Annotated in this window: 20 protein-coding genes; 8 read left to right on the forward strand and 12 right to left on the reverse strand. The window is 70.9% G+C overall.

The window, feature by feature from the left end; translation table 11 throughout:
- Positions 1–44: 44 nt before the first annotated feature.
- Positions 45–1,004, reverse strand: coding sequence for an aldo/keto reductase (locus ACXNSR_RS03720; protein WP_458640703.1), 960 nt, complete (start codon positions 1,002–1,004; stop codon positions 45–47).
- Between the two features lie 103 nt (positions 1,005–1,107).
- Between ACXNSR_RS03720 and ACXNSR_RS03725 the strand changes: the two genes are divergently transcribed.
- Complete coding sequence (locus ACXNSR_RS03725; RefSeq protein ID WP_458640704.1) at positions 1,108–2,055, forward strand: endonuclease/exonuclease/phosphatase family protein; 948 nt, start codon at positions 1,108–1,110, stop codon at positions 2,053–2,055.
- On the opposite strand, the gene ACXNSR_RS03730 is transcribed toward ACXNSR_RS03725, so the two are convergent.
- The 3 genes from ACXNSR_RS03730 to ACXNSR_RS03740 all read right to left on the reverse strand — a co-directional run bounded on the left by ACXNSR_RS03730 (position 2,039) and on the right by ACXNSR_RS03740 (position 8,932).
- Entirely contained in the window at positions 2,039–3,550 is a 1,512-nt protein-coding gene (locus ACXNSR_RS03730) for an Ig-like domain-containing protein (RefSeq protein ID WP_458640705.1), read from the reverse strand. The two genes, ACXNSR_RS03725 and ACXNSR_RS03730, sit on opposite strands and share 17 nt — an antisense overlap.
- Complete coding sequence (locus ACXNSR_RS03735; protein ID WP_458640706.1) at positions 3,543–7,307, reverse strand: CDP-glycerol glycerophosphotransferase family protein; 3,765 nt, start codon at positions 7,305–7,307, stop codon at positions 3,543–3,545. The genes ACXNSR_RS03730 and ACXNSR_RS03735 overlap by 8 nt, the downstream gene beginning before the upstream one ends.
- Before the next feature lie 386 nt (positions 7,308–7,693).
- Positions 7,694–8,932, reverse strand: coding sequence for a hypothetical protein (locus ACXNSR_RS03740; RefSeq protein WP_458640707.1), 1,239 nt, complete (start codon positions 8,930–8,932; stop codon positions 7,694–7,696).
- Between the two features lie 303 nt (positions 8,933–9,235).
- On the opposite strand from ACXNSR_RS03740, the gene ACXNSR_RS03745 reads away from it, so the two are divergent.
- The 3 genes from ACXNSR_RS03745 to ACXNSR_RS03755 are packed head-to-tail and all read left to right on the forward strand — an operon-like array spanning position 9,236 to position 11,647.
- Entirely contained in the window at positions 9,236–10,441 is a 1,206-nt protein-coding gene (locus ACXNSR_RS03745; protein WP_458640708.1) for a sensor histidine kinase, read from the forward strand.
- Entirely contained in the window at positions 10,438–11,103 is a 666-nt protein-coding gene (locus ACXNSR_RS03750) for a response regulator (RefSeq protein ID WP_458640709.1), read from the forward strand. Before ACXNSR_RS03745 ends, ACXNSR_RS03750 begins: the two co-directional genes overlap by 4 nt.
- A gap of 34 nt (positions 11,104–11,137) precedes the next feature.
- Positions 11,138–11,647, forward strand: coding sequence for an NUDIX hydrolase (locus ACXNSR_RS03755; RefSeq protein ID WP_458640710.1), 510 nt, complete (start codon positions 11,138–11,140; stop codon positions 11,645–11,647).
- Positions 11,648–11,668: 21 nt separating this feature from the next.
- On the opposite strand, the gene ACXNSR_RS03760 is transcribed toward ACXNSR_RS03755, so the two are convergent.
- The 4 genes from ACXNSR_RS03760 to ACXNSR_RS03775 form a co-directional block, all read right to left on the reverse strand.
- On the reverse strand, positions 11,669–12,277 hold the full coding sequence (locus ACXNSR_RS03760) for a DUF6529 family protein (RefSeq protein ID WP_458640711.1): 609 nt from the start codon (positions 12,275–12,277) through the stop codon (positions 11,669–11,671).
- Between the two features lie 125 nt (positions 12,278–12,402).
- Positions 12,403–13,557 (reverse strand): alpha/beta hydrolase family protein, encoded by a 1,155-nt coding sequence (locus ACXNSR_RS03765; RefSeq protein WP_458640712.1) that lies wholly within the window; start codon positions 13,555–13,557, stop codon positions 12,403–12,405.
- A gap of 152 nt (positions 13,558–13,709) precedes the next feature.
- Positions 13,710–14,075, reverse strand: coding sequence for an ArsR/SmtB family transcription factor (locus ACXNSR_RS03770; RefSeq protein WP_458643554.1), 366 nt, complete (start codon positions 14,073–14,075; stop codon positions 13,710–13,712).
- A gap of 181 nt (positions 14,076–14,256) precedes the next feature.
- A complete protein-coding gene (locus ACXNSR_RS03775) occupies positions 14,257–14,631 on the reverse strand; it encodes a hypothetical protein (protein ID WP_189742363.1) in 375 nt (124 codons plus the stop codon).
- 299 nt (positions 14,632–14,930) lie between these two features.
- Here ACXNSR_RS03775 and ACXNSR_RS03780 point away from each other — a divergent pair, with 299 nt between their 5' ends.
- Positions 14,931–15,203 carry an SHOCT domain-containing protein gene (locus tag ACXNSR_RS03780; protein WP_458640713.1) on the forward strand — a complete coding sequence of 91 codons (273 nt, stop codon included), beginning with the start codon at positions 14,931–14,933 and terminating at the stop codon, positions 15,201–15,203.
- Here the strand turns inward: ACXNSR_RS03780 and ACXNSR_RS03785 are convergent.
- Entirely contained in the window at positions 15,190–16,221 is a 1,032-nt protein-coding gene (locus ACXNSR_RS03785; protein WP_458640714.1) for an ArsR/SmtB family transcription factor, read from the reverse strand. The two genes, ACXNSR_RS03780 and ACXNSR_RS03785, sit on opposite strands and share 14 nt — an antisense overlap.
- Positions 16,222–16,291: 70 nt before the next feature.
- Between ACXNSR_RS03785 and ACXNSR_RS03790 the strand changes: the two genes are divergently transcribed.
- The gene (locus ACXNSR_RS03790) at positions 16,292–17,191 is read left to right on the forward strand and encodes an oxidoreductase (RefSeq protein ID WP_458640715.1); all 900 of its coding nucleotides are present in this window, start codon (positions 16,292–16,294) and stop codon (positions 17,189–17,191) included.
- A gap of 43 nt (positions 17,192–17,234) precedes the next feature.
- Here ACXNSR_RS03790 and ACXNSR_RS03795 read toward each other — a convergent pair whose 3' ends face one another.
- Together ACXNSR_RS03795 and ACXNSR_RS03800 are read right to left on the reverse strand one after the other, a co-directional pair.
- On the reverse strand, positions 17,235–17,480 hold the full coding sequence (locus ACXNSR_RS03795; protein WP_458640716.1) for a hypothetical protein: 246 nt from the start codon (positions 17,478–17,480) through the stop codon (positions 17,235–17,237).
- A gap of 36 nt (positions 17,481–17,516) precedes the next feature.
- Complete coding sequence (locus ACXNSR_RS03800; protein ID WP_458640717.1) at positions 17,517–18,023, reverse strand: hypothetical protein; 507 nt, start codon at positions 18,021–18,023, stop codon at positions 17,517–17,519.
- 229 nt (positions 18,024–18,252) lie between these two features.
- Here ACXNSR_RS03800 and ACXNSR_RS03805 point away from each other — a divergent pair, with 229 nt between their 5' ends.
- On the forward strand, positions 18,253–19,119 hold the full coding sequence (locus tag ACXNSR_RS03805; protein WP_458640718.1) for a S1 family peptidase: 867 nt from the start codon (positions 18,253–18,255) through the stop codon (positions 19,117–19,119).
- Between the two features lie 68 nt (positions 19,120–19,187).
- Complete coding sequence (locus ACXNSR_RS03810; RefSeq protein WP_030725697.1) at positions 19,188–19,571, forward strand: hypothetical protein; 384 nt, start codon at positions 19,188–19,190, stop codon at positions 19,569–19,571.
- A 6-nt stretch (positions 19,572–19,577) separates the two neighbouring features.
- Here ACXNSR_RS03810 and ACXNSR_RS03815 read toward each other — a convergent pair whose 3' ends face one another.
- Positions 19,578–19,964, reverse strand: a complete 387-nt coding sequence (locus ACXNSR_RS03815; RefSeq protein WP_189742770.1) for a hypothetical protein — start codon at positions 19,962–19,964, stop codon at positions 19,578–19,580.
- Between the last annotated feature and the right edge of the window lie 131 nt (positions 19,965–20,095).

A 20,095-nucleotide genomic window follows, 5' to 3' on the forward strand; every position in this document is an offset into this window, starting at 1 on the left:
GGCTAACCCCCTGGGCCGCCCCCTGCTCCCCGCAACCTGTCGGCTCAGGGCAGCGGCACGCCCCGGGCCGTGATCCAGAGCTCGTACCACTCCTCGTGCGTGAGCTCGGGCTCCCGCAGCGCCGCGTCGCGGCAGGCACGGATCCGCTCGGGGCGCGCGCTGCCGATGACCGGGGCGATGGCGGCGGGGTGCCGCATCAGCCACCACAGGAGGAGCGATTCGGCCGTGGTGCCCTTGCGCTCGGCCAGCTCGGCCAGCAGGCGCGCGGTGGCCCGCTCGGCGGGCGTCTCCTCGCGGCCGGTGAAGCGGCCCTGCGCCAGCGCACCCCAGGCCTGGAGGCGGATGCCGTGGTCGCGACAGTGCTCCAGCGTGCCGAACGGGAACCCGTTCCGCGCGGATTCCGGTGTGTTGACCAGGACTCCGGCCTCGACCCAGGCACGGCTGTGCAGGCTCATCTCCAGCTGGTTCGCCACCAGCGGTACGTCGAGCCGGGCCTGGAGGTGGGCGATCTGCGGCGCGCCCATGTTGGACACGCCGAAGCCCCGTACGAGGCCCTGCCGGTGCAGGGAGGTCAGCGCGGCGGCGATCGAGTCCACGTCCGCCAGCGGGTCGGGGCGGTGCAGCAGGAGGACGTCGATCACATCGGTCCGCAGCCGGGTCAGGCTCTCCTCGACGCGCCGCGTGATGCTCTCCCCGCGCAGGTCGTACATCCCCAGGCGGTCCCTGTCGCCCAGCCGGATCCCGCACTTGGTCTGGAGGGTGATGCGCTCGCGCAGCCCGGGTGTGCGCGCGAGCACCTCCCCGAAGACGGCCTCGGCCTTGCCGTGCCGGTAGATGTCGGCGTGGTCGAAGGTGGTGATGCCGATGTCGAGGGCGGCGGCGACGGCCGCCTCGGCGGCGTCGATGTCCGCGGGCCCGTACGGGCCGGGGTCCCAGCTCCCGCCCAGGCCCATGCACCCGTACAGCATCCGGTCGCCGATCGCTCTCGTACTCTCGTTCGTCACCACCCCACCCTAGGCCGTCCCTTTCGGAGCTGCGCAGGGCGTACGGACGGTTCGTACCGGGCCCGATGCACGGTCTGACCGGCCCATACCCAATGATGTCCGAATGCAGAGACACACGGAGACCGGGCGGTGGCCGCGCCGGCGGTCGCTCCGCCGCCGGTTCGGCCGCACGACGGCAGCCCTGAGCCTGTTGACCGCGGTGGCGTGCACATCGGCGCAGACACCGGATTCGGACATGGGCGCCGGGAAGGCCGACGAGGTCACCGTGGCCACCTGGAACATGTGCGGGGTGCGGCAGTGGAGCTGCGAGAAGACCGGGGGCCCGAAGGAGAAGCTCCGGCAGCTGAGCGAGCTGATCGGCGATTCCGGCGTCCAGGTCCTGCTCCTGCAGGAGGTGTGCTCCGAGGACCTGCAGTCCTTCGCCCGCGCCCTCGGCCCGCAGTGGCACACGGCCTTCGAGCCGTACGCCGAGGTCGACTCGGCGGGCGGCCGCAAGGCCGTCGGCTGCACCGGGCAGGGCCGGGGCGAGGCGGGCTACGGCCTGCTGGCCGGCTCCCCGCTCTCCGACGTGGAGGCGATACCGACCGAGCAGCCGACGGTGGGACTGCACCGGGGGATCCTGTGCGCGCGGGTCCCGGCCCAGCGGCTGCGGGTGTGCAACGCGCACCTCTCGCTGCGGGAGAGCGACAACGAGCATCCGGACTGGGACTTCCGCGACGACCAGCTGAGCTCGCTGGTCGCCGCCGCGTCGACGGACGCCGCCACGGTCTTCGGCGGGGACTTCAACTCCCCGCCGCCGGTGGGCGACCGGAACACCTCCGCCTGGATCTGGCCGTCGGAGGCGTACACCACGTACCGCGAGTGCGACCAGAAGGGCAGCTCGAAGAAGGGGCGCGCCACCCTCAAGGACGGCACGAAGATCGACTACCTGTTCACCCGGCTCCCCCGCACCGCCTGCGAGGTGGTGGACACCAAGGCGTCCGACCACCGGCCGCTGGTGATGCGGGTGACCCGTCCGGCGGACCCGGCCACGGTCAGTACCGTGGGTTGAAGAACGCCCCCTGCGCGGGCACGGGGTAGGAGTTCATGATCAGGGTGAAGGGGACGGCCGTCCACGGGGAGGCGTTGCCGACGGCGTCCACCGCGATGGCCTCGACGAAGTGGTCGCCCTGGTTCCAGGCCCAACCGGGCTCCCACACCCAACTGCCGTCGGCCCGCACCTCGCACGTCCCCAGGGCCGCTCCGCCCTCCTGGAAGTCCACGCGGACGGCGCCCGGGGCGTAGCCGGCGAAGCCGACGGCGGGGCCCGGCAGCTGCTGGTGGGCGGCCGGGGCGCTCACCGACAGCACGAGGCGCTGTGCCGGCATGGGCATCGGCGCGGGCGCGGGGTCGTACTCGGGCAGGGCCGCGGACGCCTTCTCGACGGCCGTGAAGACCGCTTCGGTGCGCTCGGTCTGGTAGTTGTTCGCGTCGGCGGCGAACAGCCTGACGACGTGCCTGCCCTTGGGCCAGGGGCTGCTGCGCTCCCAGACCCACGTGCCGTCGGGGGCGACGGGCGCGGAGCCCTTGTGCTTGCCGTCCTGCCAGAAGCTGACGCGGACCGCGCCCACGGCGGTGCCGGTGAAGCGGACCATGTTCGCGGGGACCCGCTCCTCCGTCGTCGGGGTCAGCACCACCGGACGGGGGAAGGACTCGTCCTTCTGCACCAGGGAGGTCTGGGTCAGGAACGAGTCGATGGCCGACGTGTCGCGCTTGGGCTCCTCGTAGCCGTTGCGGACCATGCCGAACCGGGGGGCGATGCCCTCGACGAGGAGGTTCAACAGCCCTATCAGCGTAGGGAGGTTGCGCAGCGTGACCTTCCCGTGGTCGGTGATCAGGGGAGAGTCGTTGTAGACGAAGTTGAAGTTCTCGTGTGCCTGGAACAGCCTGACGAACGGCTCGACCTGGCTCGCGTACTGCTCGTCCTGGGGCGAGGTGACCAGGTAGATGTTGGCCGAGCGGTTCGCCCCGCTGTGCACCAGGTCGGGCAGGACCGAGTCGAGGACCCGTACGTTGTGCTCGGTCGCCTCGCCCATCATCACCCGGACCGCCTCGGGGTTGCCCTCCCTGACGCGGGTGCCGATCTGGAACTGGGGCACGCTGGCCACGATGTTCCTGAAGCCGTACTTCAGGCCGAAGAACAGGGCCGCGCTGCCGCCCTTGGAGCTGCCGAACATGGTCACTTGGTCCGGCGACAGCGACAGGGCGTTCATGACGCGCGAGATGAGACCGGCGACGGACTGCTCCAGGGAGAAGTCCATCCCCTTGCACAGGTAGTAGGTGTTCGCCCCGTCGAACAGGTCGCGGACCCACAGGATGTTGGAGCGGAGCAGGTCGAGCTTTCCGTTGGCCCAGCCGTACTCGTTCGTCGCGTAGCGGTTCGCGAAGACGACGACCAGGTGGCGGTTGCCGTTGCGCGCGTGGGAGAACCGGTACTCGATGGGCACCGCCCCGGAGGAGTCCACGCCGGTGAAGACGCGGCGCGTGCTCTGGGCTGTCTTAGACATGCTCGGAATCCATTCTTCTCGCCGGCTGGCGCGGCACCTGACCGAGGGTGCCTCCGTTCCAGGGACCTGCCTGACCTGTCTGACCCGCCGCGCCTCGCGGACCCGCCTGACCCGCCTGACCGGCCGCGGGGCCGCGGACGGCTCCGACGGCGGGGGCCTGTGCCCGGGCGGGGTCGAGGTCCCCTCCGGCGATCAGGATGCGGTCGGTGAGCCTGGCCGAGGCGTAGCCGTCGTCGAGGTCGCAGAACTCCTGCTGGAACCAGCGGTAGCGGGCGGCATAGCCGTGCTGGATGCGGTCGATGTTGCGGATCGCCCCGATCAGCTCCGGGGAGGAGTACACGAGCGGGCCGGGGGCGGACTGCTCGAAGTCGAAGTAGAAGCCCCGCAGGGTGTCGCGGTAGTGATCCAGGTCGTAGGTGAAGAAGAGGATCGGCCGTCCGGTGTTGACGAAGTCGAACATCAGGGAAGAGTAGTCCGTGATCATCACGTCCGCGATGAGCGAGAGATCCGCCATGTCCGGGTAGTCGGACACGTCGAAGACGAAGCCGTCGCCGGCGCCCGGTACGGGGTCCACCACGTTGGGGTGGCGCCGCACGAGCAGGACGTGGTCGTGGCCCAGCTGTGCCTTGGCCTCGTCGAGGTCGATGCGGAAGTCGAGCTTGTACTTCCCGGGTGCGTAGAACTGGTCGTCGCGCCAGGTCGGCGCGTACATGATGGCCTTCTTGCCCGGCGGCAGGCCGATGCGGCGGCGTACTTCCGCCGCCCGCTGCCCGGAGTCCGCGCGCCGCAGGATGTCGTTGCGCGGGTAGCCGCTCTCGACCATCTCGCCGGGGAACTGGAAGGCCCGCTTGAGGATCGGGGTGCTGAAGCTGTTCGGGGACACCAGCATGTCCCAGTTCTGCACCTCCTTCTCCACGCGCTCCAGGTACCTCTTGTCCGCGAAGTGCACGGCTTCGATGTCGTGTCCGATGCGCTTGAGCGGGGTGCCGTGCCAGGTCTGCACGACGACCTGGCCCTCGCGCTTCTCGAACCAGTCCGGCATGTGGTTGTTGGCCACCACGTACTTCGCCCGGGCCATGGCCTCGTACCAGTCGGGGGACCACATGCGCACGGGCCGCGCGGTCGGCGGGACCTCCACCTGGTCGTCGCGCACCACCCACAGGTGCTCGAGGTCCAGGCCCCGGCGGACCATCTCCTCGTGCAGCGCGCGCGGGCTGTCGGAGTACTGGGTCCCCTTGAAGGCGTCGAAGAGCACGGCCTGCATCACGGGCTGGCGGCGGGCCGCCGGATACGTCTTGGTGCGCATCAGCTTCTGCCGGTAGGGGCCGCGGGCCTCGTCCGGCATCGCCGAGTGGACGAGCAGCGAGAGCCGGTCGTAGGCCTCGGACTGCAGCTCGTAGCGGCGCTCGTTGCTCGTCAGGTCCCGGGGCAGGGTGGGTATCAGATCCTGCGTCATCTTGACCATGAGGTCGCTGGAGCGGTTCTCCGGGGTGACCGCGGAGGGGTCCTGGCGGCGCAGGAAGAAGTCCCAGCGGCCGGAGGCCAGCGGGATGTCGCCGGCCAGCGTGCGCATCGCGGCGGGGGTGATGACGAAGCGGAACTCGTCGCCGTACCAGGTGATCGGGGCGACGCGTTCCGCACCGTGCGCGCGGGAGCGCACGACGACGTGCGCCATGGCGTACTCGGACGCGTCGAGCATGTCCTGCGCGGCGTAGCCGACGACGACCTCCAGCGAGCCGTCCTCGCGCCAGGTGGCGGACTTGGCCAGCGGCAGGGTGTCGCGCTCGAACAGCACCACGTAGCCGGAACCGTTGCGGTGCACGAAGACCTCGCGGTCCCCGCCGTCGGTCTGCAGCCCGGTCGGCATCCGGTAGTGGCCGTCGGTGGCGTCCTCCGCCATGACGGGGTATATGGCCGCCTTGCGTCCCTCGACGTGGAAGGTGGTCTTCCAGCCGTTGGCGCCGGTGTTCCAGGTCTCCGGGACCCCGTCCGAGGAGTTGGTGCGGTGTCCCGGGACGAGCGCCTTGACCGGGATGCGGGTGACGAAGAGGTACCAGCCCTCGCCGCCGGGCGTGAAGTTGACCCACGAGTCGTGCCGGCCGGCGCCGCTCATGCTGGTCACCCGGAACTTGGCCCACTCGGGGAGCTTGGGCCCGAGGTAGACGCCGCCGAGCTCGATGTGGTCACCCACCATGCGGTGCCTGGTGATGCGGCAACGCACCGTCTCGACGCGGAGCTTGAGCTTGCCCTGCAGGAAGAGGGGCACCACGCGGATGTTCTTGTCCACGTACCGGTAGGGCGGGTTGGCGGCGCTGCCGGCGCCGCCCCGGGCTATGCCCTTGTAGCGGAACAGACCGCGGCTCAGGACGCCCGCCGCGACGTCCCAGGTCCCCTCGACCCACTCGCCCTTGCGCTTGAGGCGGCTGGTGTCGAAGCTGACCTGGAAGCCGGACCAGTCGTAGCAGTAGCGGTTCTGGTTCGAGTACTCGGTGGCCTGCGGGTAGTAGGTGGTCTTCGCCTTGGCGACGACCACGCGGCCCTGCTTCTTGTTGCGCAGCGCGATCGCCTTCATCGACATGTGCCGCTTGTGCACGTTGATGAAGCGGACGTAGGCGGACCCCTCCAGGGTCAGGTTGTCGTTGTCGTCCCAGGCCGCCCGGATCAGCGAGCCGTGGAGCGAGAGCTCCTTGTCGAGCCGGTAGGCGCTCTTGTCGAGGCCGATCGAACGGTCGCCGAGGTAGGGGTAGTTGAGGTAGCGGTGGAAGCGGCGCTGAACGGGCATGGGCCCGCCCTTGCGCTCGAACTCGACCACGTCGAGCAGTTCCTTCAGGCGCCCCTCGCGCACCAGGAGCCACTTGACCCGGGCGTCGGCGGGAAGCTCCTGGATGATGTCCGCGTCGGCCTCGTCCAGGAACTCGTTCGCCCACTGCATGAAGGCGTCCTGGTACTCCTCGTCGGCGTCGGGCAGCACCTTCAGATGCAGCATCAGGTCCGACTTCAGACAGGCCAGGTCGTACTTGCGCTTGTGGTCCGAGTAGGACCGCGCGCGGTGGCCGGCGAGGAAGCGGCTGACCGACTGGACCGCGGAGACACGGTCCTGGAGGTTGCTGAACTCGGTGTGCCGCTGGGTGATGGAGGGGGCCGCGCCGCCCTCGCGCCGACGCCAGAAGTAGACGATGTCCGTGAGGATGTCGACCTTGGCGGCCCGGAAGTGGGCGAACATGTTGACCCAGGAGTCCTCGTACATGACGCCCTCGGGGAACGCGATGTAGTGGTAGTCCCAGAAGGACCGGCGGAAGACCTTGTTCCACACGGTGCGGTCATAGATGAGGTCGGGCAGCTTCGTGATGTGCGTGCCGCGCCGGCTCTTCTGCATGGGCGCCTTGTGCAGGGGGGACTGCCACCGCTTGGTGGAGTTCATCATCTGCACGTTGCCCGACACGAAGTCGGAACCGGAGCCCTCGAGGGTCTGCACGAGCAGCTCGTAGGCGTACTCGGGTATGACGTCGTCGCCGTCGACGAACGCGAGGAATTCGGCCTGCGGATGAGCGGCCCGAATGCCGACATTGCGGGCATGCCCCGGCCCCATCGACTCCTGGCGCAGGAGCTTGAACCGGGGGTCGCGGCGGGCGAAGTCGGCGGCTATGGCCGTCGAGGAGTCGGTCGAGCCGTCATCGACCATGATCACTTCGAGTGCCGAGAACGTCTGCCTGGCTATCGATTCCAGACATTCCTGGAGGTATATCTCAACGTCCATGAAGGGCACGACAACGCTCAGGCGGGGCATACCTGCCACTCAGAAAGCTCCTCGATAGACACACTTCTCACGGCGCGCCGGAAGGTGCCGGGACACACCGCCAGACCCGCCCCTGAATCTGGTCACGCACCGCTCCCCGAACACTCGACCCGCCCACCGCAGTCGACCGCACACTTATACGACCTTGACAGCGTCTGCGCAGCGTAGGCCAATCACTTAATGGCGAGCAAGTATTCATGGGCGCCTCACACGCCCGAAGCTTCACGTTCGCGAATGGGCTGCGATTTCCCGCACCTGCGCGGCGGGTCAACTCCCGGTCGGCCCAGGGTGCTGCATGCCCGAAGACGACTCCGGTCGCCGCACGAAGGGCATTCGGGTGAGGTGGATCACCCCACCCGACGCCAGGGGCCGAAGGCGAGGCCGGGGTCCGTCGGATCCTGCCGGGCGACCAGCAGCCCCCCGTCCATGTCAATCATCGCGATCGTGACCGAGCCGCGGGCGTCGGACGAGATGGCCGGCAGCCCCGCACACCGGTCCCCGACGGGGGCCCACCAGGTGCCGTACTGCTCGCCCTCGGTCGGGTAGGCGGCGATCTCTGGGTAACCCTCCGCCCCCCGCTGCAGCAGGACGGTGCAGTCGTACCCGCCGATGCGCGTACGGGCGACACCCACCGGGCCGACGCCACCCGCACCTCCCAGCGGCATGAGCGCGGGCGACGCGCCGGCCGGAGCCTGGGGGCGGTAGGCGATGACGCCGCCGTCCGCCGGGTGGCGCCAGAAATACGTGCCGGTGCCGGGGCCCGTCTCGCAGGAGCTGTACGTGCCCTCCACGGCATCGGCCTTCATGCGCCCGAGCCATCTGAAGTCGCTTCCGGGTGCGTCCTGACCCCAGTACGAGGCCCCGCCCCGGAAGGTGACGAGGAATTCGGCCCGGCCCTGGGCGGTCACCAGGGGGACGACGGCCCCGCGTACCCATTTGCCCTGATAGTCGACCCAATTGCCCCATGCGCCATCGGCACGCCGGGTGCGGCCGCGCGCTCCCACGCCGAACCGGGTGGTGAGGACGTGGAGCGCGCCGGTGCCGTCGGGGAGGACGATCGGGTCTCCGGGCGGGGGCAGCGGAGCTCCCGACTCCGCCCCCGGGTCCGGCTGTTCCCGGCCCTGGGGTTGTTCCGCCGCACGTCCCTGCTCCGGCCCGCGCGCCTGCTCCCGCTTGCGCTCGGGGAACGGGTTGCCCACGGCGCGCCAGTCGCCGAGCGGGCGGCCGGTCTGGTATTGGGCGGCGATGATCAGCTCGCGGCCGCCCGGCGCCCCGTCCCGGTAGCGGGTGCCGGCGAACCAGACGAATCCGTTGGAGTCCTGGGCCAGCGTGAAGCGGCCCGCCCATCCCTCGACGGGGAACAGCTCCGGGCCCTGCCAGATGTCGGAGCCTGGCGCGGACTCGGTCCAGCGCACCAGGCCTTCGGCGCAGCTCGCGTAGGCGGTCAGCCGGCCGTCCCGGCCCAGTCGGAGCCAGCCCCGGGCCGCGCTCCCGCCGTCGGCCGCCGCGGCTATCTCGGAGCCCGGCACCGCAGGCGCGGCGGAGGTGGCACCTCGGTCCGCTTCCATCCGTCCGCGTCGCGCCATGTCCTGCCCACACCTGCCCAAACTCGTACCTTTTGCCCGACCTTCTCCGCCGGGCCGTTGGACAATTTACGGCAGTGGGACAACCGGCGGATGCCGGGGGCGGATGTCCACGACAGCCTCCGCTTCCGTGCAACCTAGCCTGATCCGCCCGCCTCCACCAGCAGATGCCGGCCACTGCTCGCCACCGGTCGGACCGTCGCCCGCGAGGCCGAAAAGTCGGGTACGGGTACTACGTGGGGAGTACGCCTGAAACGCTACGCCGGGGTGACGCCGGTGACGGGGGACGCCGTTTAGCGTGGCGGTATGGAAGAGCTGCGCGAGCGCCCGGGTCCCCCGTGGCGACGGTGGGTGGAGCGGACCGGGCGGGGCCCGGCCTGGCGCTCGGCGCTGCTCGTGGCTGTCTTCACGCAGATCGGCGCGGGGTGGGCCGCGCACGCGCAGGGCGGGCGGGTGGCACTGGACGGCTTCGCCCGGCTCCTGCTGCTGATCGGGCCCGCGCTGCTCGTCGTGCGCCACCGGTACCCGGTGGCCGTGGCGTACGGGGTCAGCGTCGTCACCCTGGTCTATGTGGGTGCCGGTTATCCGTACGGGCCGGTGTTCCTCGCTCTCGCCCTGGCCTGCTTCGCCGCCGTCGTCGCCGGACACCGCCGGGCCGCCTGGGGCGCCGTCGGCCTGTTCTGGGCCGGGCACCTGCTCATCGGGCACTGGCTCTACCAGTGGCTCCCGCCCGCCGGGGACGGCCCGACGCCCTGGGCGCAGGAGGTGGGCGTCACCGCATGGGTGCTCGCGGTGCTCGCCGTCGCGGAGCTGGTGCGCGTACGGCGGGAGCAATGGGCCCGGGAACGGGCCGAGCGGGCGGCGGCCGAGCGGCGCCGGGTGGACGAGGAACGGCTGCGGATCGCGCGGGAGCTGCACGACGTCCTCGCCCACAGCATCTCGGTGATCAACGTCCAGGCGGGGGTCGGGCTGGCCCTGCTCGACTCCGATCCCGAACAGGCCCGTACGGCGCTCGCCACGATCAAGGCGGCGAGCAAGGAGGCGCTGGGCGAGGTCCGGCAGGTCCTCGACACCCTGCGCTCCCCCGGCGAGGCACCGCGCTCCCCCGCACCCGGTCTTGACCGGCTCCCCGAGCTCGTGGAGCAGGCCGCGGCGGCCGGGCTGACCGTGGAGGTCTCCACCGAGGGCGAGCCCAGGGCACTGCCTCCCGGTGTGGACCTGGCCGCCTTCCGCATCCTCCAGGAGGCACTGACCAATGTGATGCGCCACTCCGGATCGCGTACCGCCCGTATCCGGCTCATCTGGGGGCCCCGCGCCCTGCGACTCCGGGTGGACGACGACGGCCCGGCGACGGGCGGCGGCCCGGGCGGCAGCGGCAACGGCCTCGTCGGGATGCGCGAGCGGGCCTCGGCCCTGGGCGGCACCGTCGAGGCCGGCCCGCGACCGGACGGCGGCTTCCGGGTGACCGCCGTGCTCCCGCCGAAGGCCGACGCGCTCCAGGAGGACCCGTGATCCGCGTACTGCTCGCCGACGACCAGCTGCTGGTGCGGGCCGGGTTCCGGGCGCTGCTCGACGCCCAGCCCGACATCGAGGTGGCGGGCGAGGCCGCCGACGGCGAGGAGGCCGTGCGGCTGGTCCGGGAACTGCGCCCCGATGTCGTGCTCATGGACATCCGGATGCCGGTGCTGGACGGACTCGCCGCGACCCGCCGGATCGGCGAGGACGGGTCCCTGGCCGCCGTGCGGGTGGTCATGCTCACCACCTTCGAGCTCGACGAGTACGTCTTCGAGGCGATCCGCGCGGGCGCTTCCGGCTTCCTGGTCAAGGACACCGAGCCGGAGGAACTGCTGCGGGCGGTCCGGGCGGTGGTCGCGGGAGACGCCCTCCTGTCCCCCGGCGTCACCCGCCGCCTGATCGCGGAGTTCGCGGCCCGTTCGAAACGGCCCGCCACGGCGGCCGGGCTGGGCCGGCTCACCGACCGCGAACGGGAGGTGATGGCCCTGGTCGGCATGGGCCTGTCCAACGAGGAGATCGCCCGCCGCCTGGTCGTCAGTCCCCTCACCGCGAAGACGCACGTCAGCCGCGCCATGGTGAAGCTGGGTGCCCGCGACCGTGCCCAACTGGTCGTCCTGGCCTACGAATCCGGCCTGGTCCGCCCCGGCTGGCTCGGCTGAGGCGGTCAGGGTGTGCTCCAGTAGGGTCGGGGCCGTGGAGACCATACTTCGGCCCGCCGTGCGGGTGATCTGCCTGGATGGCGCCCAGCGCCTCCTCCTGCTGCACTGGCGTGATCCGTTCGACGGCACGATGCTGTGGGAGCCGCCGGGTGGCGGCATCGAGCCGGGCGAGACACCGCTGATCGCGGCCCGGCGAGAACTGGCGGAGGAGACCGGCCTGGACCCCGCCGCGGTCCGTGACCGGTCCGTGCCGGTCGAACGTGACGTCCCGTGGAACGGTAAGCGGTACGTCGGGTCGGAGGACTTCTTCGTGGCCCGTTTCGCCGAGGAGCGGCCGGCGTTGAGCAGGGCCGGTCTCCTCCCCGATGAGCGCCTCGCCTTCCACGACCACGCGTGGATCGACTGGTCCGATCTGAACACGCTGCCGGATCGGGTCGAGCCGCCGGCATTGACGTCCGTTCTCGCGACCCTGGTACCGGACGGCCCTTGGCGCGACGCGGGCGGGTCACGGACGCGGCCCGGCTCTTCCGCAGAGCGCGGGTGACGACCTTCCGCGTAACCGTCGTCAGATCCGCCCCGGTGGCAGGTGCTGGTGTCCGAGCGACAGCACCGGCACGCTGTTGCCGTTGAAGTACCACAGCGCACTCGTGTACCAGAGGACCACCACCACGACCACCAGCGCGCCCCCCGCCAGCGGCAGGGCCCAGCCCGGCAGGCGCCGGCTCCGTACCAGCAGGACCTTGGCGGCGAAGGCCCCGTAGAAGAAGCAGCCCGCGATCGAGTGCAGTGCCACGCGCGAGCCGTTCAGCTGCACGCCGTAGGCCTGGATGCAGTGCACCGTGATCGGGACGGTGAGGACGAACAGGACCACGCCGGCGATCCGGTGGGTGAGGGGCACCGGGCCCGGCACCCGGCGCACCCCCGGCAGCCTGCCGTACATCCACAGCGCGAGCACCAGCTGGAGAGCGGCCAGCCCGACGACGCCGGTGGCGAGCCGCGCCTTGAGGCGTACGGCATCGGTGTCCGCCTGGCCGAACAGTGTCGCGGTGTAGTCCGGCGTGTTCGCCCGGCCCACCAGGAAGATGACGACGAAGACCGCGACGGCCGTCGCGAACGCCAGTGCGAGAGCGAGCCCGGCTTCCGGGCGGCGCAGAGCGGGCCGGGCGTGCGACATGGTGCTCCTCGTCTCGGAACGCTGAGGGTGTGTCCGCCATCCCTTGTACCCGCCCGGTGCGGCAGACGGCGCCCGACGCGGCCGTAGCGGCCTGGACTCCCTTCCCCGCGTCCGGGCGTCCGGGTCTAGGTCGACGGCACTGCCTGCGGAGCGTGGAAGCGGACTTCCGGGAAGCGTGCTGTCGGGCCGTCCAGCAGCGGGGTGCCGCATCCCCGCAGGTGGGTGTCCACGAACGCCGTGACGTAGGCCCTGGTGATGGCGTCGACGCGGTCGCCGTCCAGTCGCTGGAGCGGCATGCCGAGCTGCTTGGCCAGGGGCGCCAGGTCGGTGAAGGACAGGTGCCCGATGTCGTCGACGCTCAGCCAGCGCTTCCATCCGGTCAGCTCGGTCCAGGTCTCGTCCCAGGTCGGATCGACGCCGCCGGGTATGTGGCTGGGCTGGCCGAGCATCAGGAACGGGCGGTCCAGAGGGGTGTCGTTCGGGAACCGGAAGTTGCCGTCCATGTTGACCGCCGCCTTGACGCGCGGGTCGCGCAGCATGGCCGGGACCGAGCTGAAACCGCCGGCCGAGTGCCCCACGACGGCTACGCGGTCGGTGTCGACGGGTGCGCCGCGCTTCCAGGCCGACCGGGCGCCGGTGAGCTCGTCGAGCACGAAGGAGATGTCCTCGGCCCTGACGGCGCCGACCTTGGGGTAGTCCCTGTTCACGCACGCCACGCAGGAGGTGGTGCGCCCGTCGGGGAACGAGATGCCGTCCGCCTCGTAGTTGTGCCCGATGCCGGCGACGGCGTAGCCCCGCGCCGCGAACTCCTCGGCGAGCCCGGTGAGGGTGGCGCGCGGCATGCCGAAGCCCGGTGAGAGGATCACCAGCGGCAGTCCGCCGCGGGCCTTCGCCGGCCTGGCGTCCACCGTCGAGTGGGTCCTCACGCCGGCGAACAGGCCGGCCGGCAGGTTCAGTCCGGTGGCTGCCGCGTACTGCTCGGATTCCCCGGCCGTCATATAGGGCGCGGGTGTGTCCGAAGGCTTGAGGGCCGGGTACCAGAGGGAGACCATCAGCTCCCGCTTCTCCGAGGGGACCCAGGGGTCGGCCCGGCTCTCGTCCTTCAGGTGGACGACGGTCCTGCCGACCGGGTGGTGCCCGGACGGCGCGGGCAGCACGAGTGCGGTCCCGGGCGGCGGCGGCCCTGCGGGGCGGATGTCGGCATGGGCGGTCGTGGTGGCCAGGGTGCTCGCCAGAGCCGTGGCAACGGCGGCACCGACCAGGAAGAAGCGTCGTCGCATCGAATTGTCTCCATCGATGTGTCTCGTGGCATTCGGCCCGGTGCGGGCCTGCCACGAACGCTATGCGGGACGCGAGGGGCTGCCATCGGCCCGGGGATGTACGCCGACGGCACGCGTACATCCCCGGGTCGACATCTCCTGGACGGCCGGCGTCAGCGGCCGATGACCTTGTCCGCTCGGTCCTGTTGCGGCCCCAGTTGCTTCAGCTCGGCCAGGAGTTCGCTCTGGCCGGTCAGGAGCTCGGTCAGGATGCGGCGTGCCGCGCGCAGGAGGTCGGCCACGTCGCCGCCGGCCAAGGCGTAACTGACGGTCGCTCCGTCGCGGATGGAGACGACGATGCCGGACCGGCGCAGGACCGCCAACTGCTGGGAGAGGTTCGATGCCTCGACGTCGATCGCGGCGAGGAGGTCGCGCACCGGTACCGGGCCGTTCTGCAGGAGTTCCAGGACGCGGATGCGGACGGGGTGTCCGAGCATGCGGAAGAACTCGGCCTTCGCCTGGTAGAGGGGTACCTGCATTCCCATGAGTGCTCCTGCTGTTGCTTCAAACCTTGCTTGGGGGCGCGGGGCTGCCAGTCGACCGACCACCCATACATTCGTACGGACGGGCCCACGCACGCCCGGGGATTACCTGTTTCAGATGTGCCGGATTGAAGAATTCTTCAACTCGTGGGCATGCGTGGGCGCAAAAATGCAGGACTCAGAGCTCCAGGGCGGCCTCGACGCGCTTGAGCTGGTGCCGGGCCATGGCCAGGTTGGACTGGGACTTGTCCAGTACGACGTACAGGAACAGGCCGCTGTGACCCCGGCCCTTGAGCAGCCGGATGAGGTGGTACTGACCGCCGAGGGTGATCAGTACGTCCTCGATCTCGTCCTTCAGGCCCAGCATCTCCATCGTGCGGACCTTCGCCCGGATCACGTCCGTGTTGCCCGCGGCGGCGACCGTGAGGTCCAGGTCCTTGCCACCGCCGAGGGTCCCCAGCGCCATACCGCTGGTGTAGTCCACCAACGCGGCTCCCATCGCACCCTCGATCGAGGTCATCGTCTCCTTCAAAGAGACCTCAACGTTCGCCATAGGTATTCGCTCCCTTGCCTTCTACGGACTCCGCCCGGTGCTCGGTTGCCGACGGCACCGGACTGCTTGTGATCCAGACGCTACCGAGCGTGCGCGGCGGCGTACGGGGAACGAGGGATTGCGTGAAATGTGCTCATCATGCGCTTCTGTCCCACGCGTACCGGCTCGTACGGCCTGCCGCACCCGGTACTCCCGTGGAAGTACCCGGGGTGCAGCCCGCCGTACGACGACCGCGGGGAGCTTTCCGAGGAGTCTCGGAACGAGACGAAACGTCCGTGCTTCCGAGGAGATGAATCGACATGGACACCTTCACCGCCCTCGCCCACGACGGGCCCGGCCCCTGGATCCTGTTCCTTCCGCTGATCTGGGCGGCGGCGGTCGCCGGTGTCGTCACCGTGCTGCGCCGTACCGTCCGGCACGGGCGCCGCGGGACGGCGGCGTACGGTGAGCGGTCGCCGATCGCGATCCTGGGGCGGCGCTTCGCCGCCGGGGAGATCGACGAGGAAGAGTACTGGCGGCGGCTGTCCGTCCTGGACGAGCAGTTCGGCCGGTCGTCCCTCAAGGACGGGTAGCCGCTCCTCGTGATCGTCCCCGCTCCATGCCCGGGGTGCCGGCATCGAGGAGGGTCTCGGCGACGGCGGTGCGGGCATAGAGCACGGAGCGGCCGGCCCGGTGCGCGCTGACCAGGCCCGCCGCACGCAGCGCGGTCAGGTACTGGGACACTCCGGCGGCCGAGAGCCCCGTGCGGCGGGCCAGTTCGGTGGTGGAGGCCGGGGTTTCCAGTTCGGCCAGCAGCCGGGTGCGCGACCGGCCGAGCACCGCGGCCAGGGCCTCGGTCCGGCCGGCTCGCCGGGGTTCCCACAGTGAGCCGGTACCGCGTGCCGGGTAGGCGAGTTGCGGCGGTTCCGGGGGCGTCACACGGGTGAAGGGGACCGGTCCGATGAAGACCGAGGGGATCAGCAGCAGCCCGGCACCCGCCGTCGTGCGGGACAGGGGCCGGTGCCGACGCGACAGCCGCAGCGCGTCGTCGCTCCAGCTCACCGAGGGGTGCAGGTCGTTGAAGAGACGGGCCGCGCCCTGTTCGGCGGCCTGCCGGGCCCGGTGGAAGACATCGGCGTCGAGCACCGTGCGGATCCGTGCCCAGTAGGGCGCCAGGGCCAGCTCCCAGTAGGTCCCGATCTCTTCCGCGACCTGGACCAGGCGGGCCCGGGGGTCGGCGTACAGGGTCCGCGTGCGCGGGCCGAGGCGCCCCTGTTCCTGCCGCAGGCGGTCGAGGTCGTGGCGGACCCGGGAGGCGGGCGCGTCCCGGATCCCGGCCAGTTCCTCCGTCAGGGAGGGAGCCGGACCGGCGGGCGCCGGGTTGAGGAAGTCGGGCACGTACCCCGAGGGCGGGATCAGTTCGGCCAGCCAGCCCCGGTCGAGCCCGGCGGCCGCCAGCCGTGGCCGCACCTGCTCGGTCCAGGACCGGTGCACGGGGGACACGGCCCCGGAGGCCAGCAGCCGGTAGCTGGGCCCGACCTCCCACATCGGGGAGACGGCGAACCGCATCTGCGCGAGATCGCTCACGGAGAACGCCAGCTCCGCCTGCACGGCCGCTCCAAGGATTCAGTCATGTCTTAATCAATGGCCCGCCAGCCTACCGGGTGGCGATCATCCGTACATGACCTCACAGACGACGACCGCGGACGCGGCGGGCACCTGGAACCTCGGCGACCTGAAGATCAACCGGATCGGGTTCGGCGCGATGCGCCTGCCCCAGACCGGCGAGGCGTTCGCGGACGACGCCGTACCCCGGGACCGCGGCCGGGCGATCGGCGTGCTGCGCCGGGCGGTCGAGCTCGGGGTGAACCACATCGACACCGCCGCCTTCTACTTCTCGCCGCTGCGCTCCGCCAACGAGTTGATCAACACGGCGCTGTCCCCCTACCCGGAGGACCTCGTGATCACCACCAAGGTGGGCCCGGGCCGGGACCCGTCCGGGGAGTGGAGCCATGCCACCCCGGAGCGGCTGCGCGGCCAGGTCGAGGAGAACCTGCGCCAGCTCGGCCGCGACCACCTCGACGTGGTGAACCTGCGGATCGTCGGGACCGGTTCCATCGCCGAGCGCTTCGGCGCGCTGGCCGAGCTCCGGGCGGCGGGCCTCATCCGCCACCTCGGCATCTCCAACGTCACCCCCGAGCACCTCGCCGAGGCCCGGGCCATCGCACCGGTGGTCTGCGTGCAGAACATGTACGGCATCGGGGTGCGGCCCGAGCACGACGGGTTCGTGCGCGCCTGCGGTGAGCAGGGCATCGCGTTCGTCCCCTTCTACTCCATCGCCGGGACCGGACGGCAGGCGGGAGCGAGCGGAGCCGAGCACGAGGCGGTGCGTGCCGTCGCCCGGGCGCACGGAGCGAGCCCGGCGCAGGTACGGCTGGCGTGGACGCTCCGGCGGGGACCGCACGTTCTGGCCATTCCCGGCACGGGCGACCCGGATCACCTGGACGCGAACGTGGCCGCCGGGGCCCTGCGCCTGTCCGAGGAGGATCTGGCGGTCCTGGAGGCCGTGCACCACGGCTGACCGAGCCGGCCGGCGGGCCTTCCCCAGAGGCCCTCGGAGGCCTTCAGAGGTCGTCGGTCGGCGGGTCGGCCTCGTACACGTGAGGGGTGTCCCACTCCCAGTCCAGCAGCTCGGTACCGCCGAGGACCACCTCGTCGGGGTCCGGCATTCCGGCCCGGCGCAGGAACTCGATGACGTCCTCGTCGGAGCGGGCCAGGCCCAGGCGCTCCTCCCCGTGCGAGGTCCGCAGGGTCACCTGCCGGCCCCCCGACGGGAAGATCCGGTGCACGACGACGGGCGCGTGATGCATACCACCAGCCTCGCCCCGTCGGCCCGGACCGGCACCTCAGGGGGTGCGGCCGGCCGTGGCGGCGCGGTCGCCGCGGGTGGGGATGCGGAACGTGGAGGGGTCCGGGTAGGTGGCCTTCTCGGCGTGTACGACTTCCTCGATCGCGGCCTTGAACGCGGGCTCGAAGAAGTCGACGGCCAGCAGCAGCCGCAGTCCCTCCAGGGTCGGATCGAGCAGCGGGCGGGCCATGCGGGCACCGCCGCCCGAGATGCCGGGGAAGCCGGCCCGGGCGGTCTCCGGTCTCTCTCCCGCGCGCTCCCCGAGCCCGGCGGCCGCGTAGCCGGCGATCAGCGCGAGTTCGGCGAGGTACTTGCGGGCTCCGAGGGCCATCTCCTCGGCGCCCTGCAGGGTCTGGACCGAGCCGCCCGCCACTTTGAAGTCGTCGCTGATCCTCTTGAGGCCGCGCGCCTCGTACACGGCGTGCGCCTCCTCGAAGAGCCGGCCCGCCTCGTCGACCGCCTTCATCGCCGTCACCAGCTGGTCGATGTCGATCTCGCGCTTCACATTGCCTCCTGGTCCGGAACTGTGCTGCCCCGACCGTAGGAGGCAAAGCCACCGGTGCGGAACACCTGTGCGCGGTCCGTTATAAGCGCGCTCGGGGCCGCCCGGGACCCCTCTCCCGGCACCGTCGTCAACCGGCCATGCGGTCTTGCGACTTGAAGTCGGGATACCAACAATGCGCATGACAACCGGAGGATCTTCGGTCGCATTGTCAGCAGAGGGGAACCCCCACATGAACAAGCCTCTCACCGGCGCCTTACTCTCCCTGCTCCTCCTGGGAGCGGCGGCCACCCCCGCCGTGGCCGCGCCCAACACCACCACCACCGCACCCGCCACCACCGCGTCCGCCCCCGAGGCCACCGCCCTCGCCGTCGACTTCGCCGGCACCGTGGCCCTCAGCAACTGTTCCGGTTCCGTCGTCCGGGCGCCCGGCTCCCAGCCGAACGACTTCGCGCTGGTCCTGTCCAACGGGCACTGCCTGGAGTCGGGCTTCCCGGCGGCCGGCGAGGTCGTCAGGGACCGCCCGTCCAGCCGCTCGTTCTCGCTGCTCAACTCGGCGGGATCCAAGGTCGGTACGCTCCGCGCCAGCAAGATCGCGTACGCGACGATGACCGACACCGACATCTCGATCTACCAGCTCACCCGGACCTACGCCCAGATCCAGAGCCAGTACGGCATCACCGCCCTGACCCTCGACGGCGCGCGCCCGGCCCAGGGCTCGGCGATCAAGGTGGTCTCCGGCTACTGGAAGCGGATCTACAGCTGCAACGTGGACGGCTTCGCCTACCGCCTCAAGGAGGGCGACTGGACCTGGAAGGATTCGGTCCGCTACACCTCCGCCTGCAACACCATCGGCGGCACCTCCGGGTCACCGGTGGTCGACACGGCCACCGGCAAAGTCGTCGCCGTCAACAACACGGGCAACGAGGACGGCGCCCGCTGCACGGTGAACAACCCGTGCGAGGTCGACCAGAACGGCAACGTGACGGTCCGCCAGGGCATCAACTACGCGCAACAGACGTACATCGTCGTCCCCTGCATAGCCCCCGGCAACAGGATCGACCTGAACCGCCCGGGCTGCACGCTGCCCAAGCCGTAATCCCGCGCGCGTCCCCGCCCGACCGGAAAAGCCCCACGGCCGGGCCCCGGGCGGGGATACTCGAAGGCGTGGAACTGCACATCGATCACCGCTGGCTGCTGGAGCGGCAGGAGGCGCTGTTCAAGGACGTGGCGGTGGCCGACCACTCCGCCCTGGTCGCCGCCGTGGCCCGGCACCGGGTGAACACGCCGAGCCTGGAAGTGGACGACCCCGACGCCTACTGGCGCGCGGCCGCACTGCTCGACGCGATCGTGCTGCTCCGGCCGCTCCCCGACTCCAACGAGTACTTCGCCTACGGGGTCGCCGTCGCGTACATCGAGGCCTCCGGCAAGGCGGTGGACGCCACCTACGAGCAGTGGCGCGACCTCATCACCGACATCCGCATGCTGCGCGCCACGGTCTTCGACGTGGCCGCCCGGCTCCGCTCCTGGCAGCCGACGCAGAGGCCCTGAGGCAGGTCAGCGCCTGCGCTGGGCGGGGGTGCCGACGAGGAGCGCGTCGGACACGAGGCGTGCGCCACGGGCGAGCCGGCCCAGCTGCTCCAGCTCGACGGCGTACATCCTGATCGAGTTCTCGATGACCGACTCGGCGATGCCCATGGTGGGCAGCTCGGCGCGGCTGGTCTGCAGGGCCGTCCGCACCGCGCGCATCTCGTGCTGCAGCTGGAGCTGGACGTGGCGGGCCAGGAGGGCGTGGTGGCGGGTGAGGGTCAGGTAGCCGCCGTAGCGGGCCGGGAGCAGATCCCGCAGCCAGCGGGTGGCCGTGCGCTCCCAGTCGTGCGTCCCGGGTGCCTTGACCTGCATGGGCCAGTCAGGGCTGAGGGTAAACGTGGCCGTCTGAGGCATTCTCGTCACTTCCGAGTGGTGTCGAACTCTGATCGAGACGTTCTTGGGGGGCGGCCTCGGCCCAGGGGTTGACCGAGGCCGCCATGGGCGCTCTGCGGGGATCCAAAGCCTGGACCCGTCACGCGGCCTCG

It is taken from the genome of Streptomyces sp. NC-S4, from assembly GCF_054353315.1.